The organism is Nocardioides sp. Soil_C_8 (assembly GCF_057656315.1).
Map to the genome: position 1 here is coordinate 942,835 of NZ_JBDGKQ010000001.1, position 15,535 is coordinate 958,369.

Consider the following 15,535-nt stretch of genomic DNA (forward strand, 5'->3'; position numbering starts at 1 on the left):
CGGCGCACCGCACCGCTCGATGACCTCGACGAGGGGGCCCTCACGCGCGGCGGCGGCGGATCTCGGCATTGACCGCCGGGATGATCTCGTGGAGATCGCCGATGACGGCGTGGGTGGCCTTGGTGACCATCGGCGCGTCGGGATCGGTGTTGATGGCCAGGATGGCCTTGGCGCTGCTGCACCCGGCCCAGTGCTGGATCGCGCCGCTGATGCCGCACGGGATGTAGAGGTCGGGCGAGATCCGGCTGCCGGTCTGGCCCACCTGCTCGTGGTGGGGCCGCCAGCCCAGGGAGGTCACCACGCGGGAGACCCCGAGCGAGGCGTCGAGGAGGTCGACGAGCTCGAGGAGGTCGTCGAAGCCCTCCGCCGAGCCGGCACCGCGACCGGCGCCGACCACGACGCGGGCCGACTTCAGGGTGCCGGAGAGGTCGGGCTCAGGCTCCTCGGTGGAGACGACCCGGGCCACGAGGTCGGCCTCGGCCACCTCCGGGGTCTCCACCACCAGCTCGCCGGCACCGGGCGCCGCGGCCGGCGTCGCCTCCACCGCGTGACCGGCGAGGCTGAAGACCGCCGGGCGCTGGGCCAGGCTCATCTCCTCCAGCGCGGCCCCGCCCACCACCTGGCGGGTGACCGTGAAGGGCGACAGGCTGCCGAACGACACCACGTTGGCGGCCATCGGCACCCCGGATCGCGCGGCGACGTGGGCGAGGACCTCGTTGCCTCGCGCGGTGCCGGCAGCGGTGACGACGACCGCCCCCGCCTGCTCGCGCACGGCCATCAGGCCGGCAGCCCATGCGGCGCCGGAGAACGAGTCGTAGGCCGGACCGGTGAGCGCGTGCACGCGGCGGGCGCCGTACGACGCCAGCGTGCTGACGAGCGCGTCGTCGGGGTGTCCGACGACAACGCTGTCGACGGGCACACCGCCCCCGGCGGCGGACAGCTCGCGCGCGAACGTCATCGCCTCGAGGGAGGTCTCGACGACCTCCCCTGCCGGCGTCACCTCGACCAGGACCACGATCATCGGGCCAGCACCCCCAGCTGCTCGAAGAGGTCGACGACGGCGGGCGCGGCCTCGGGGCCCTTGCCGAGGACCTGGACGGACGACGGGGAGGGAGGCGGCAGGACCAGCCGGACGCGCGACGGTCCGACCGGGTCGGCGGTGGGCCGGCGCTCCTCGATCGGCGCCTTCTTGGCCTTCATCCGGCCCGGGACGCTCGGGTAGCGGGGCTCGACCCCGCCCTCGAGGACCGTGACCACGGCAGGAAGGGGCAGGCGGAAGGTCTCGTGGCCGTCGGGCCCGGCCCCGCTCGCCGTCACCTCGCCGTCGGCGACCGTGACCGTGCTGACCCCGTTGACGACCGGCCAGCCGAGCTCGTAGGCCAGGCGGATGCCGACCTGGAAGTCGCCCGAGTCGGCGGCGTCGTTGCCCAGCAGCACGAGCTCGTGGGGCGTGCCGGCGGCCTCGTGGTCGCGGACCACGGCCGCGATCTCGCGGGCGACGTCGGCCGGGCCGAACGCCTGCGCCTCGGCCACCACGTGGGTGGCCGCGGTGCAGCCGACGGCGAGGGCCGCCCGGAGCTGCTCCACGGCGTCGCCGTCCCCGAGCGTCATGACCGTCGCCGCACCTCCGTCGGCGGCGATGCGGACCGCGAGCTCGACCGCGCACTCCTCGTGGGCGCTCGTCGTGAAGCCGGCGTAGCGGCCGTCGACGCCCTGCTCGTCCTCGGTGAGGACGACCTCGCTCGTCGCGTCGACGACGCGCTTCACGCACACCAGGGGGTTCGTCATCGGATGCGCTCGTTGGTCGGGTCGAGGAGCGGGGTGGCGTCGACGGACCCGACGGTGACCGGGTAGAGCTCCTCCATGTAGGACACGGCGAGCTCGTTGCCGATGACGGCCTGGTCGGGCGGCAGGTAGGCGAGCAGCACGTGCTTGCCGAGGGACGGGGCCGACCCGGCGCTCGTGACGTAGGGATGGTGACCGTGGCCGTCGGTGAGCGTGCCGCCGTCGCGGGTCAGGATCGGCTCGCCGCCGAGCATGTAGCGCTTCGTCCCGGACGCCGAGGTGTGGTCGTCGACGGTCAGCGTGCACAGCACCGTCTGCGGAGCGGACTCGCGCTGGGCCAGGTAGGCCTCCTTGCCCACGAAGTCGGCCGCCTTGACCTTGGGCCGCTGCATGCCGGCCTCGACGATCGTGCGCTCGCTGTCGAGCTCGGCGCCGTAGGCCCGGTAGCCCTTCTCGATGCGCCCCGTCGTGCCGTAGACCCCGATGCCGGCGGGCACCGCGCCGTGCGGCGCGCCTGCCTCGAGGAGCGCGTCCCACAGCCCGGCCGCGTGCTCCATCGGGACGTAGAGCTCCCAGCCCAGCTCGCCGACGTAGGAGATGCGCGAGGCGAGGACGGACGTGCCCGCGAGCTCGACCTCCCGGCAGGTGAGGAACCCGAATTCGGCGTCGGAGACGTCGGCGGAGGTCAGCGAGGAGACGATGTCGCGTGCGCGCGGCCCCCAGATGCCGATGGTGGACACGTCGTCGGTGAGGTCGGTGAGCGTGGTCGAGCCCGTCTCGGGCAGGTGCCCCGAGAACCAGGCCCGGTCGGCCATGCCGTGGGCTCCGCCGGTGACGACCCGGAAGTGGTCGTCGCCGAGCCGCATCACGGTCAGGTCGGAGCGGAAGCCGCCCTTCGCGTCCAGGACGGGCGTGTAGATCACCTTCCCGACCGCGACGTCGCACTGCGCGACACAGGTCCGCTGCACCACGTCGAGCGCCTCGGGCCCCTCGATGTCGAAGATGCAGAACGCCGACAGGTCGATCACCGCGGCCGCCTCGCGCATCCGCAGGTGCTCGGCGTTGATGATCGGGCTCCACCAGCGGGAGTCCCACTCGTGCTCGCGCGGCATCACCGCGTCGCCGTACGCCTCGAGCAGGGACGCATTGGTCTCGTACCAGAACGGGCGCTCCCAGCCGGCCGTCTCGAAGAACACCGCGCCCAGCTTCTCCTGGGAGTCGTGCATCGGGGAGAGCCGCTGGTCACGGTCGGACTCGTACTGCTCGCCCGGGTGCACGATGCCGTAGGTCTTGATGAACGACTCCGTGGTGCGCAGCCGGGTGTGCTCGCGACGCTTCTGGTGCTCGTGGAAGCGCGCGATGTCGCTGTGGTGCAGGTCGATCTCGGAGTGGCCGTGGGTCATCCACTCGGCCACCGCGCGCCCGACGCCCGGACCCTCCTTGATCCACACCGCGGCGGCGGTCCAGAGCCCGGCGACCTCGCTCTCGCCCAGGATCGGGTTGCCGTCGCAGGTCAGCGAGAGCAGGCCGTTGATGGCGTAGCGCATCTCGGCGCCCTCCGCGCCCAGCAGCTCGGGCATCAGCTCGTAGGCCTGCTCGAGCTGGGGGTCGAAGTCGTCGGAGGTGAAGGGCATCTCGGTCGGCGACAGCTTGGCCTGCTCGATCGAGGGGATGTCCTCGGGCTCGTGGAGGATCGCGCGGTGGGCGTAGGAGCCGACCTCCATGTCGGCCCCGTGCTGGCGCTCGTAGCAGAAGGTGTCCATGTCGCGGACGATCGGGAAGGAGATCTCCCCCTCCTTCTCCGCCAGCTGCGGGCAGGGCCCGACGCTGATCATCTGGTGCACGGCGGGCGTCAGCGGGATGCTGATGCCGGCCATGTCGCCGAGCTTGGGGCTCCACACGCCCGCGGCGATGACCACGACGCTGGTCTCGATGTCCCCGCCGGTCGTCCGCACCCGCGTGATCCGGCGCCGTCCGTTCGGGCCCTCGGTCGTGTCGAGGCCGGTCACCTCGACGGTCGGGACGACGGTCAGCTCGCCGGTGGCGAGACCGCGCTCCCGCATGACGGTGCCGGCACGCAGGGAGTCGACGACCCCGACCCCGGGCGTCCAGAAGGCGCCGATGAACTGGTCCTCCTCGATGAAGGGCACCTTCTCCTTCACGAAGGCGGGGCTGACGAGCTCGGCCTCGATCCCCCAGGCCTTCGCGCTCGACATGCGGCGGCGCAGCTCCTCCATGCGCTCCTCGGTGCGGGCGATCTCGAAGCCCCCCGACTGCGTGAAGACGTCCATCTCCTTGTACTGCGCGACCGAGTCGAGGGTCAGGTCGGTGATCTCGCGGGAGTGGTCGACGGTGAAGATGAAGTTGGACGCGTGGCCCGTCGACCCACCCGGGTTGGGCAGGGGGCCCTTGTCGATCTGCACGACGTCGGTCCACCCGAGCCTGGTGAGGTGGTGCACGAGGCTGTTGCCGACGATGCCGGCACCGATCACGACGACGTTCGCGGTCGTGGGGACGTCTGCCATGGCGGGCTCCTAGGACGGGACGACGGTGTCACTACGTGTTGCGCATCGTGCAACTTGTTGCGTCTTGCGCGATTTCAGAAATGTACGCCGTCGCCCCGGAGCACTGTCAAGGTGCTCGGGGCGACGGCGGACGGTCGTGCTACGAGCCCTCGGGGCGCCGGCCAGCGGTTGAGGACGTCTCGTCTCCCGGGGGCGTGCTGGTGACCTCCTCCGGGTCGGCGCCGAGGGCGGTCAGGGCGACCGACTGGTTCTCCACCGAGTCGTACTTCTGGGCGTGCAGCACGGCCTTGCGCACCCTCGAGGGGAGCGTCGACTCGTAGGGCTCCTGGCGCAGCGCCTTCATGAGCGACACGCACATGGCGCAGATCACCAGCATGAACGGTCCGGCCACGATGATCACCAGGGTCTGCAGCGCGCCGAGGCCCCCGGAGAACAGCAGCACCGCGGCCACCGCGCCCTGGGCGACGCCCCAGAAGATCACCAGCCAGCGCATCGGGTGCTCCTCGCCGTGCTGGCTCAGCATGCCCATGACGATCGAGGCCGAGTCGGCGCCGGTGATGAAGAAGATGGCGACGAGGAACACCGCCAGCACGACCGTGATGCTCGAGAGCGGGTACTCCCGCAGCGTGGCGAACAAGGCGCTCTCGGTGCCCTCGTCCGCGAGCACGGCGCCGAGGTCCTTGGCGCCGGAGAGCTGCAGGTCGAACGCCGAGCCGGCCAGGATCGAGAACCAGACGAACGACACCACGCTCGGCACCAGGATCACGTAGACGACGAACTGCCGGATCGTGCGGCCCTTGGAGATGCGAGCGATGAACATGCCCACGAAGGGGGTCCAGGAGATCCACCACGCCCAGTAGAAGATCGTCCAGGCGTCGAGGAACTCGCTGCCACCGAAGGCGCCGGTCCGGAACGCCATCGTCGGCAGGTGCGTGAGGTAGCCACCGAGGGACTCGGTGAAGGTGCTGAGGATGAAGACCGTCGGGCCGACGACGAACAGGAAGAAGACGAGGAGCAGGGCGGCGATCGCATTGGCGTTGGAGAGGTACTGCACGCCCTTCTCGATGCCGGTCACGGCGGAGGCCACGAAGCAGAAGGTCAGCACGGCGATCACCGCCACCGTCAGCCACTTCGAGTCGCCGGTCGCGAACACGTCGTCGAGGCCGCCGGTGATCTGCAGGGCGCCCAGGCCGAGGGAGGTGGCGGAGCCGAACAGCGTCGCGAAGATCGCGATCACGTCGATGGCCTTGCCTGGGCCTTCCGTCGCACGGCGCCCCAGGAGGGGCCCGAACGCCCCGGAGACGAGGTTGCCGGTGTTCTTGCGGTAGGCGAAGTACCCGATGGCGAGCCCGATCACGGCGTACATGGCCCACGGGTGGAAGCCCCAGTGGAAGAACGCGTACTCCATCGCCACCCGTGCGCTGTCCGGGGTCGACGGGTCACCCCGGCCCGGCGGGATGCTCGACGCGTCGGTCGCGGTGAGGTAGGTGAGCGGCTCGGCGACGCCCCAGAACATCAGGCCGATCCCCATGCCCGTCGCGAACATCATCGAGACCCACGAGAACGTCGAGAACTCCGGCTCGGAGTCGTCGGGGCCCAGCTTGATGTTGCCGTAGCGGGTCACCGCGAGGTAGCCCGAGAACAGCAGGAACGACGCGCTGACCAGGATGAACAGCCAGCCGAACGTGGTCTCCAGCCAGCCGAGCAGCTCGCCGGTGGTCGTGCCCATCCCCTCCGAGTCGAGGGTCCCCCACAGGAGGAAGGCGATCGCCAGCGCGGCCGCCACACCGAACGTCACCTTGTCGAGCGACAGGTCCTGCCCCTGCTTGTGCGGAGGTATCAGGGCTTCTCCGACGGGTTCCTTGAGCGCCATGCCGCCTACCCATCCGGTTGCGTCTTGCGCAACCTAGTGCGTGACTTGCAACAGACGTACGATGACCCTCCCCCGGGCGGGTGTCAAGGGTCGCCCGGGATAGGGTCTCGCCCGGCGTCAGCCGAGCCAGGCGTCCACCTTGTCCTGGTTCTCGTCGATCCACTTTGCCGCGGCGTCCTCCGGCGACATGCCGTCGGAGGCGATGTAGCCCGCCACGACGTTCTGGTCCTCGTTGGTCCACGTGAAGTTCTGGACCAGGTCGACCGCGGTCGAGTCGCCCTCCGACCACTCGGTGCTGACGATCTTCTTCAGCTCGGTCTCCGGGTAGTCGCACGCGACCGTCTGCGGGTCGTCCTGGCAGCCCTCTTCGTACGGCGGCAGGGCGACGCGCTGCATCGGCACCTCGGCATTGAAGTACTGCGGCTCGTACCAGTACCCGATGACCCACTCCTTGTTCTCCTGGGCCTTGCGGAACGCCTCGATGGAGGCGGCCTCGGAGCCGGAGAAGACGACCTTGAAGTCCAGGTCGAGGTTGCTCACGATCGCCTCGTCGAACTGCACGTACGAGGGGTCGGCTCCGAGGAACTGGCCCTGGCCGCCGGACTCCGACGTCGCGAACTCCTGGGCGTACTTGTTGAGGTTCTCCCAGTCGAGGATGTCCGGGTGCTCCTCGGCGAGCCACGGCGGGACGAACCAGCCGATGATGCCGACGTTGCCCTGGGGGCCGAAGTCCGTCGCGGTGCCGTCGCCCTGGTCGGCGAAGAACTTCTTCTCGAGGTCGGGGTGGCCCCAGTCCTCGATGACGACGTCGACCTCGCCGGTGCCGAAGCCCTGCCAGGAGACGTCTTCCTTGAGCTCCTTGTACTCGACGTTGCAGCCGAGCTCCTGCTCGGCGACCGTGCCGACGACGTAGGCGCTGGCCTCGTAGCCGACCCACGGGTTCACCGCCATGTTGAGGTCGCCGCACTCGCCACCGGACTCGGCGGCCTGCTCCTCGTTGGCTTGGGTCTGCTCGTCGATCGATCCGCCGCCACAGGCGGACAGGGCCAGCGTGGCGACGGCGGCTACTGCCCCGATTCGCGCACCCCGGCTGCGGGGAGTTCTCATGTGGGTCTCCTCATCTGGTGGTTGGTCGCACATGGCGTTGGTGGCCTCCGGGGCCCGGCGGTCACGTCTCGACGACCTTCCGGTCGCCCGGGAAGCCGATCGGCAGCCGCGTGTGGAACGCCCGGCGCGGTCCGGGTCCGTCGTCCCGGCGTACGTCTGCAGCCGCGCGGGTGATCCGGTCGAGCATCACGCCGAGAAGCACGATGGTGATGCCCGCGGCGAGGCCCTTGCCCCACGCCTCGCTGCGCGAGAAGCCGTAGACGACGTCGTAGCCGAGGGCGCCCGCGCCGACGAGGCCGCCGATCACGGTCATGGACAGCACGTAGAGCAGGCCCTGGTTGGTGGCCAGCACGAGCGAGCCCTTCGCCATCGGCAGCTGCACCTTGGTGATCTCCTGCCACGTCGTCTGACCCGTCGAGCGGCCCGCCTCGATGGTCGTGGGCGAGACACCCTTGACGCCGTCGGCCACCAGCTTGATGGCGGCGGGGGCCGCGTAGACGACGCCGGCCACGATCGCGGTGAAGCGGGAGGGCCCGAAGAGGGCCAGCACCGGGATCAGGTAGACGAACGGCGGAATCGTCTGGCCCGCGTCGAGCAGCGGCCTGATCCCGAGGTCGACCTTCCGGTCCCGGGCCATCCAGACCCCGAAGACCAGGGCCAGGACCATCACGAGCACGGTGGCGACCAGCGTCATGGTCAGGGTGATCATCGCGTCGTGCCACAGGTCGAAGAACCAGATGCCGGTCAGGCACACCAGGGCCGACACGAGGGCACGGCCGCCGCCGAAGACGAACGCCAGGGCGGCGATCGCGACGAAGGAGACGTACCACGGCGACTCGGCGATCAGTGACTGCATCGGGTTGAGCAGCCAGTCGGTCACGAAGTCCTTGAAGGCGCCGGTGATGCCGCCGAAGGTGCTGGTGACCCAGTCCATGACGTCGTTCACCCACGTGGCGATCCGGTCGCCGATGGTGTAGACGGGGAACTCGGCGAGGCTGATGTACGTGCGCGAGAGGTAGACGGCGACGAGCGTCCCGGCCCCGCCGACGGCGAGGAGGATGCGCCGCAGCCGGACGCCGCCGCCGCCGCCGCGCGCGACCTTCTCCGAGCGCTCGCTGGCGGCCGTCGTGGTCCGGTCGAGCATGACGGCCATGACCACGATCAGCACGCCCGGCACGAACGCCGCGCCGACGTCGTTGATCCGCAGGCCGGCCAGGACGGGCTTGCCGAGACCCGGCCCGTTCACGAACGCCGCCAGCGTGGCCATCGAGAGCGCGGCGAGCGTGGTCTGGTTGAGGCCCACGATGATGGTCTTGCGCGCCATGGGGATCTGCACCTTGAACAGCCGCTGCCAGTAGGTCTGGCCGGCCGAGTCGGTCGCCTCGATGGTGGTCGTCGGGACCTCCCGGATCCCGAACCCGGCGATCCGGACGAGTGGCGGGAGCGCGTAGATCATCGTGCTCACGACAGCCGCGCTCACGCCGATGCCGAAGAACAGCACGACGGGCAGCAGGTAGACGAACGTCGGCATCGTCTGCATGAGGTCGAGGACGACCGTGATCACCCTGTTGGCCCGGGCGCTCGTGCCAACCAGGACGGCCAGCGGCATCCCCAGGACGATCACGATCGCCACCGAGATGAAGGTGACGATGAGCAGGTCGAGCGAGTCCTGCCAGTAGCCCAGCACGCCGAACGAGAGGAAGGAGAGGCAGACGAGGACCGCGATGCGCCAGTTGGCGATCACCAGGCCGACGTACGTCGCGATCGCGACGACGCCGAGCCAGCCGATCTCCGGCACGGGGCGTGGCGGGTTCGGCACGACGACCATGCGCTGCACCCACTCGAAGAGGCTGCGCAGCAGGTCCGAGATGGAGTTGGTGAGCTGCATGATCGGGTTGGTGTCGCGACTCGCGAGGAGGTCGTTGTTGAACTCGGTGAGCCGGTCGTGGAGGTCGGTCCGCGCGACGCCCGGCAGGGCGAGGGTGTCGGTGCCCTCCATGAGGAGGTAGACGACGATCCAGACGCCGACGACCACCGCGGCCGGGATCCACCGGCTGACGGACCTCCGCTCGGGAGGCGGCGGCTCGGCGCCGGGCTCGACCGGCTTGCGGACGGCGGGGGCTGGGGCGGTGGCGGTCATGACGCCTCCTCGGCCACCACCACGCGCATGATGTCCTCCTCGTCCACGACGCCCAGCAGCTCCTCGCCGTCCACCACCCGGATCGGGTGCTCCGATGCGATCGCCGCGCGGGCGGCCTGGCGCACGATCGTGGTCACCGGGAGCGCGGGGCCCTCCAGCGACTCCCCGGGCCGCGGGTCGCGCATCACCCACTTCAGGGTCAGCACGTGCGACTTCGGCACCTCGGAGACGAAGTCCGTGACGTAGTCGTCGGCCGGCCGGGCGACGACCTCGTCGGGCGAGCCGATCTGGACGATCGCACCGTCCCGCATGATCAGGATCCGGTCACCGAGCTTGAGGGCCTCGCTCAGGTCGTGGGTGATGAAGACCATCGTCTTGCCCAGCTCGCGGTGCAGCCGGATGACCTCGTTCTGCATGTCACGCCGGATCAGCGGGTCGAGTGCCGAGAACGGCTCGTCGAAGAGCAGCATCTCCGGGTCACCGGCGAGCGCCCGGGCCAGCCCGACGCGCTGCTGCATCCCGCCGGAGAGCTGGTCGGGGTAGGACTTCTCGTATCCCGAGAGGCCGACCAGGTCGACGATCTCCCCGGCCTTCGCCCGGCGTTCCTTCTTGCCCACACCGCGGACCTCGAGGCCGTAGGCCACGTTGTCGATGACCTGGCGGTGCGGCAGCAGTCCGAAGTGCTGGAACACCATCGACACCTGGTGGCGGCGGATCTCGCGCAGCTTCGACTCCGACGCCTCGGTGATCTCCTCGCCGTTCAGCGTCACCGAGCCGGACGTCGGCTCGATCAGGCGGGTGAGCAGGCGGACCAGGGTGGACTTGCCCGAGCCGGACAGGCCCATGACGACGAAGACCTCGCCCGGGGCGACCTCGAAGGACACGTCCTTCACACCGACGACGCACCCCGTCTTGGCCTTGAGGTCCGCGCGCGACAGGTCGGCATCAGCGGTCCCGATGATGGAGTCCGCGCCCCTGCCGAAGATCTTCCAGAGGTTGCGCACCGAGAGCGCCGGGTCGTCGGTGGACGTGCCGGTTCCGGTCGCCCGGTGGGTCATGGTGCTCATGGCTGCTCCTCGTCGTTGCGACTGTCGCCCGGTGGGTACGGCGGTGTGCCGTCGCGGTACCGGTAGAAGGGGACGTCGGCCGCGGGCAGCGGGGTGTTGCCGAGGATGAGGTCGGCAGCCTTCTCGGCGACCATCATCACGGGGGCGTAGATGTTGCCGTTGGTGACGTAGGGGAAGACGCTGGCGTCGACGACCCGCAGGCCCTCGGTGCCGTGCACGCGCATGCTCAGCGGGTCGACCACGGACATCTCGTCGGTGCCCATCTTCGCGGTGCACGAGGGGTGGAGCGCGGTCTCGGCGTCCTGGCGCACCCACTCGAGGATCTCCTCGTCGGTCTCGACGGAGGGACCGGGCGAGAGCTCGCCGCCGTTGAAGGGCGCGAACGCGGGCTGGTTGAGGATGTCGCGCGCCACGCGCACGGCCTCGACCCACTCCCGGCGGTCGTTGTCGGTGGACAGGTAGTTGAAGAGCATCCTCGGCTTCTGCCGCGGGTCCGTCGAGGAGATGCGCACCCACCCGCGGGTGTCGGCGTACATCGGGCCGATGTGGACCTGGTAGCCGTGCGCGTACTTGTCCTGCCCGGCCGGCGCCGAGCCGTCGTAGCGGATGGCGATCGGCAGGAAGTGGAACATCAGGTTGGGCCAGTCGACGTCCTCGTTCGACCGGCAGAAGCCGCCACCCTCGAAGTGGTTGGACGCCGCCGTCCCGGTCCGCCTGAGCAGCCACTCGAGCCCGACCATCGGGCGGTTGCGCCACTTCAGCCCCTCGACGATCGACACCGGCTGGAGGGAGGAGTACTGGATGTAGACCTCGAGGTGGTCCTGGAGGTTCTCCCCGACACCCGGCAGGTCCTGCACCATCTCCACGCCCAAGGGGCGCAGGTGCTCGGGGTTGCCGACGCCCGAGAGCTGCAGCAGCTGCGGGGAGTTGATCGCGCCGCCGCACAGGATGACCTCGCCGGCCCGGACCTGCTCGTGCCGCCGGCCGGCGCGGAGGTAGTCGACACCGACCGCCCGCCGGCCCTCGAAGCGGATCCGCGTGGCGTGGGCGAAGGTCTCGACGGTGAGGTTCCTGCGCTTCATCACCGGGTGCAGGTAGGCGCGGGCAGCGGACATCCGCACGCCCTTGACGATGTTGCGGTCGAAGCGCCCGAAGCCCTCCTGGCGGTAGCCGTTCACGTCGTCGGTCAGCGGGTAGCCGGCCTGCTGGGCGGCCTCGAAGAACGCACTGAAGAGCGGGTTGGTGGCGGGGCTCCGCTCGAGCCTCAGCGGTCCCGACCCGCCGCGCCACGCGTCGGCACCTACCTGCCCGTCGGGGAGGACGAGCGACTCCATCCGCCTGAAGTAGGGCAGGCAGTGCAGGTAGTCCCACGACTCCATGCCGGGCTCGCCGGCCCAGCGCTGGTAGTCCATCGGGTTGCCGCGCTGGAAGATCATCCCGTTGATCGAGGACGACCCGCCCAGCACCTTGCCGCGGGCGTGGTAGACCCGGCGCCCACCCATGGCCGGCTCCGGCTCGGTCTCGTACCTCCAGTCGTAGAGCGGGTTGCCGATCGGGAACGGCAGTGCTGCCGGGGCATGGATCAGCGGGTCGAACCGGTCGGTGCGCCCGGCCTCCAGGACCAGCACCGAGGTGCTGGGGTCGGCCGAGAGCCGGTTGGCGAGCGCGCACCCGGCCGAGCCACCTCCCACGATGACGACGTCGTACCGGTCCGCTCCCATGGTCGTCGCCTACCCGCCGAACCAGCGTTGCGGCACGGGGCGGATGTTGTGCCACACGTGCTTGGTCTCGCGGTACTCGTCGAGTCCTGCCCGACCGAGCTCGCGTCCGGTGCCGGACTGCTTGTAGCCGCCCCACTCGGCCTGGGGGACGTACGGGTGGTAGTCGTTGATCCACACCGTCCCCATGCGCAGCCGTGCGGCCACCCGCTCCGCCCGGCCGGCGTCCCGGGTCCAGACGGCCCCGGCCAGGCCGTAGATCGAGTCGTTGGCGATACGCACCGCCTCGTCCTCGTCGCGGAAGGTCTCCACCGTCAGCACCGGGCCGAAGGACTCGTCCTGGGTGACGGACATGCCGGTCGTGCAGGCGTCGAGGATCGTCGGGAGGTAGTAGAAGCCGTCGGCCAGCGCGGGGTCGTCGGGACGCGCTCCGCCGAGCCGCAGCACCGCTCCCTCGGCGAGGCCGCGGGCGACGTACGCCTCCACCTTGTCGCGGTGGGCGGCACTGGTCAGCGGGCCGGTCTCCGCCTTGTCGTCGAAGGGGCCGCCGAGCCGGATCGCTCCCGCCCGCTCGACGAGGGTGTCGACGAAGGAGTCGTGGATCGAATCCTCGACCAGCAGCCGGGCGCCCGCGGAGCACACCTGGCCGGAGTGGAGGAAGACCGCGGTCAGCGCGAAGTCGAGGGCGACCTCGATGTCGGCGTCCGCGAACACGATGTTGGGGTTCTTGCCGCCCAGCTCCAGGGCCACCTTCTTCACCGTCGCCGCGGCCGTCGCCATGATCGCGCGGCCCGTCTCCAGCCCGCCGGTGAACGAGACCAGGTCGACCCGCGGGTCCGACGAGAGGGAGGCGCCCGCGCTCGCGCCGGCCCCCAGCACGAGGTTGCCGACGCCCGCTGGCAGGCCGGCCTCCTCCAGGAGGCGCATCAGGTGGATCGCGGAGTGCGGCGTCAGCTCGCTGGGCTTGAGGACGAAGGTGTTGCCCGCCGCGAGGCAGGGTGCGACCTTCCACGAGACCTGGAGGAGCGGGTAGTTCCACGGCGTGATGAGACCGCACACGCCGATCGGCTCGTGCACGATCCGGCTGACCACGTCCGCGTTGCCGGTGTCGACGACGCGGCCGGCGTCCTCGGCCGCCACCCGCCCGTAGTGGCGGAAGACCGAGACCACGTCGGCGAGGTCGTACTGGCTCTCGACGAACCGCTTGCCGGTGTCGAGCGACTCCATGCGGGCCACCTCGTCGGTGTCGCGCTCGAGCTGGTCGGCCACGCGCAGGAGCAGGTCGCCACGGTCGCGGCCCGACGTGGTCGACCAGCCACCCTCGTGGAACGCGCGGTGGGCCGCGGCGATCGCGGCGTCGGTGTCCTCGGCCCCGGCCTCGTCGACCTCGGCCACGAGCGAGCCGTCCGCGGGGCACCGGATCTCGCGCCGACCGCCCGCGGCAGCGCTCGTCCACGCCCCGTCGACGTACAGCTCTGGCATCCGGACCACCTCGACACTTGTTGCGCATGTCGCAACCGGGTGCTCCGAGCGCAACCAGCCACAGCCGCAGGATCCTGCGGCGACCCCCGGTCGTCAAGGGTCAAGTGGTCCACGTGCCGACTATCGATGACCCCAGCCGAGCCGGTGGGACACCTCGTCGGCCGCCTGCTTCAGGAGGGCGATGACGTCGTCGAGCCGCTCCGCGTCCAGCCGGAACGACGGACCGGAGACGCTCATCGAGGCGACCACGTCGCCGTGGGCGTTGCGTACGGGCGCGGCCACCGCGGTCAGTCCGACCTCGAGCTCGTCGATCGCGACGGCGTACCCCTGCTCCCTCACCCGGTCCAGCTCCTCGCGCAGCCGAGGAAGACCGGTGATCGTCTGGGCGGTGTACGTCGTCAGCGCGCCGAGCGCCTGCTCGAGCTCCCCCTCCTCGAGGCCGCTCAGCAGGACCTTGCCGTTGCTCGTCGCGTGCAGCGGGATGTGCTGCCCGACCCAGTTGTGGGGCTGCAGCGCCGACGACCCCGCCACCTGGTCGAGGTAGAGCGCGGACCCGTCGGCCAGCACGGCGACGTTGACGGTCTCGCCGGTGTCGGCGGCGAGCTGGCGGCAGATCGGACGCGCCTCCTGGACGAGGTCGAGCCGGGCGGTGGTCGCACCTGCGAGACGCAGGATGCCGACGCCGAGCCGGTAGCGCCCCCGGTCGCCCGTCTGCTCGACGAGCCGGTGCGACTCGAGGGTGGCCATCAGCCGGAACGCCGTGCTCTTGTGGACGTCGAGCTCCTTCGCGATCTCGGTGACGCCCGCCTCACCGGTGCGTGCCAGCACCTCGAGGATGCTCAGGGCGCGGTCGACCGACTGCACGCCACCGCCCCCGGAAGCAGCCTCCTCGCTGTTGCGCATGGCGCGACACTAGCGCAGTCGCTGTTGCGTATCGCAAACTCTGTTTCGTCAAGCGCAACATTTGCGGATCCGACGAGGAGGCAGCGTGAGCGACTTCGTCCTGACCCTCTCCTGTCCAGACCGCCCGGGCATCGTGCACGCGGTCAGCGGCTACCTCGTCGAGCAGGGCGCCAACATCGTCGAGAGCCAGCAGTTCGGCGACCGTCTCACCCGCCGGTTCTTCATGCGGATCGCGTTCGCCACGGACACCGCCACCGAGCCCGCCGGCCTGCGCGAGGCGTTCGCGCCCACCGCCGAGCGCCTCGGCATGGACTTCGAGCTGTGGGCGGCGGACGCGCCCTACCGCACGCTCATCATGGTGTCGAAACACCTGCACTGCCTCAACGACCTGCTCTTCCGGGCCAGCACGGGCGCGGTGCAGATCGACGTACCGGCCGTCGTCTCCAACCACCCCGACGCCGGCCCGCTCGTGCGGTCGTACGGCATCGACTTCCACCACGTCCCCGTGACGTCGGCGACCAAGGCCGACGCCGAGGAGGAGCTCATGGACATCGTCGACGCGACGGACAGCCACCTCGTCGTGCTGGCCCGCTACATGCAGGTGCTGTCCGACGACCTGTGCCGGCGGCTGTCCGGACGGGCGATCAACATCCACCACTCGTTCCTGCCGAGCTTCAAGGGCGCCCGGCCCTACCACCAGGCCTTCGACCGCGGCGTGAAGCTGGTGGGCGCGACGGCCCACTACGTCACCGCCGACCTCGACGAGGGACCGATCATCGAGCAGGACGTCCTGCGCGTGGACCACGGCTACGACCAGGACCAGCTCGTCGCGGCAGGGCGCGACGTCGAGGCACAGGTCCTGTCCCGGGCCGTGCGCTGGCACGCGCAGTCACGCGTCCTGCTCAACGGCGACCGCACCGTCGTCTTCCGCTGAC

General features: G+C 70.4%; 11 protein-coding genes. 1 reads left to right on the forward strand and 10 read right to left on the reverse strand.

Annotated features, from left to right (window positions below; genetic code table 11):
• Positions 1 to 40 precede the first annotated feature (40 nt).
• The 10 genes from AC3A3L_RS04625 to AC3A3L_RS04670 form a co-directional block, all read right to left on the reverse strand.
• Entirely contained in the window at positions 41 to 1,021 is a 981-nt protein-coding gene (locus tag AC3A3L_RS04625; RefSeq protein ID WP_487638851.1) for an electron transfer flavoprotein subunit alpha/FixB family protein, read from the reverse strand.
• Positions 1,018 to 1,788, reverse strand: a complete 771-nt coding sequence (locus AC3A3L_RS04630) for an electron transfer flavoprotein subunit beta/FixA family protein (protein WP_487638852.1) — start codon at positions 1,786 to 1,788, stop codon at positions 1,018 to 1,020. Before AC3A3L_RS04630 ends, AC3A3L_RS04625 begins: the two co-directional genes overlap by 4 nt.
• Positions 1,785 to 4,310: a GcvT family protein gene (locus AC3A3L_RS04635; RefSeq protein WP_487638853.1), complete on the reverse strand. Its 2,526-nt coding sequence runs from the start codon at positions 4,308 to 4,310 to the stop codon at positions 1,785 to 1,787. The genes AC3A3L_RS04630 and AC3A3L_RS04635 overlap by 4 nt, the downstream gene beginning before the upstream one ends.
• 139 nt (positions 4,311 to 4,449) lie before the next feature.
• Positions 4,450 to 6,183, reverse strand: a complete 1,734-nt coding sequence (locus AC3A3L_RS04640; RefSeq protein WP_487638854.1) for a BCCT family transporter — start codon at positions 6,181 to 6,183, stop codon at positions 4,450 to 4,452.
• Between the two features lie 117 nt (positions 6,184 to 6,300).
• Complete coding sequence (locus tag AC3A3L_RS04645; RefSeq protein ID WP_487638855.1) at positions 6,301 to 7,290, reverse strand: ABC transporter substrate-binding protein; 990 nt, start codon at positions 7,288 to 7,290, stop codon at positions 6,301 to 6,303.
• 61 nt (positions 7,291 to 7,351) lie between these two features.
• Positions 7,352 to 9,430, reverse strand: coding sequence for an ABC transporter permease (locus AC3A3L_RS04650; protein ID WP_487638856.1), 2,079 nt, complete (start codon positions 9,428 to 9,430; stop codon positions 7,352 to 7,354).
• Positions 9,427 to 10,497: a quaternary amine ABC transporter ATP-binding protein gene (locus AC3A3L_RS04655; protein WP_487638857.1), complete on the reverse strand. Its 1,071-nt coding sequence runs from the start codon at positions 10,495 to 10,497 to the stop codon at positions 9,427 to 9,429. The genes AC3A3L_RS04650 and AC3A3L_RS04655 overlap by 4 nt, the downstream gene beginning before the upstream one ends.
• Positions 10,494 to 12,218: a choline dehydrogenase gene (gene betA / locus AC3A3L_RS04660; protein WP_487638858.1), complete on the reverse strand. Its 1,725-nt coding sequence runs from the start codon at positions 12,216 to 12,218 to the stop codon at positions 10,494 to 10,496. Before betA ends, AC3A3L_RS04655 begins: the two co-directional genes overlap by 4 nt.
• Positions 12,219 to 12,227: 9 nt before the next feature.
• On the reverse strand, positions 12,228 to 13,697 hold the full coding sequence (locus AC3A3L_RS04665; protein WP_487638859.1) for an aldehyde dehydrogenase family protein: 1,470 nt from the start codon (positions 13,695 to 13,697) through the stop codon (positions 12,228 to 12,230).
• A gap of 120 nt (positions 13,698 to 13,817) precedes the next feature.
• Positions 13,818 to 14,600, reverse strand: coding sequence for an IclR family transcriptional regulator (locus AC3A3L_RS04670; protein ID WP_487638860.1), 783 nt, complete (start codon positions 14,598 to 14,600; stop codon positions 13,818 to 13,820).
• 85 nt (positions 14,601 to 14,685) lie between these two features.
• On the opposite strand from AC3A3L_RS04670, the gene purU reads away from it, so the two are divergent.
• Entirely contained in the window at positions 14,686 to 15,534 is an 849-nt protein-coding gene (gene purU, locus AC3A3L_RS04675) for a formyltetrahydrofolate deformylase (RefSeq protein ID WP_487638861.1), read from the forward strand.
• Position 15,535 lies beyond the last annotated feature (1 nt).

Coding starts and splice junctions, on each gene's coding strand:
- AC3A3L_RS04625 (WP_487638851.1), bottom strand. CDS start 1,021: ATGATCGTGGTCCTGGTCGAGGTGACGCCGGCAGGGGAGGTCGTCGAG.
- AC3A3L_RS04630 (WP_487638852.1), bottom strand. CDS start 1,788: ATGACGAACCCCCTGGTGTGCGTGAAGCGCGTCGTCGACGCGACGAGC.
- AC3A3L_RS04635 (WP_487638853.1), bottom strand. CDS start 4,310: ATGGCAGACGTCCCCACGACCGCGAACGTCGTCGTGATCGGTGCCGGC.
- AC3A3L_RS04640 (WP_487638854.1), bottom strand. CDS start 6,183: ATGGCGCTCAAGGAACCCGTCGGAGAAGCCCTGATACCTCCGCACAAG.
- AC3A3L_RS04645 (WP_487638855.1), bottom strand. CDS start 7,290: ATGAGAACTCCCCGCAGCCGGGGTGCGCGAATCGGGGCAGTAGCCGCC.
- AC3A3L_RS04650 (WP_487638856.1), bottom strand. CDS start 9,430: ATGACCGCCACCGCCCCAGCCCCCGCCGTCCGCAAGCCGGTCGAGCCC.
- AC3A3L_RS04655 (WP_487638857.1), bottom strand. CDS start 10,497: ATGAGCACCATGACCCACCGGGCGACCGGAACCGGCACGTCCACCGAC.
- betA (WP_487638858.1), bottom strand. CDS start 12,218: ATGGGAGCGGACCGGTACGACGTCGTCATCGTGGGAGGTGGCTCGGCC.
- AC3A3L_RS04665 (WP_487638859.1), bottom strand. CDS start 13,697: ATGCCAGAGCTGTACGTCGACGGGGCGTGGACGAGCGCTGCCGCGGGC.
- AC3A3L_RS04670 (WP_487638860.1), bottom strand. CDS start 14,600: ATGCGCAACAGCGAGGAGGCTGCTTCCGGGGGCGGTGGCGTGCAGTCG.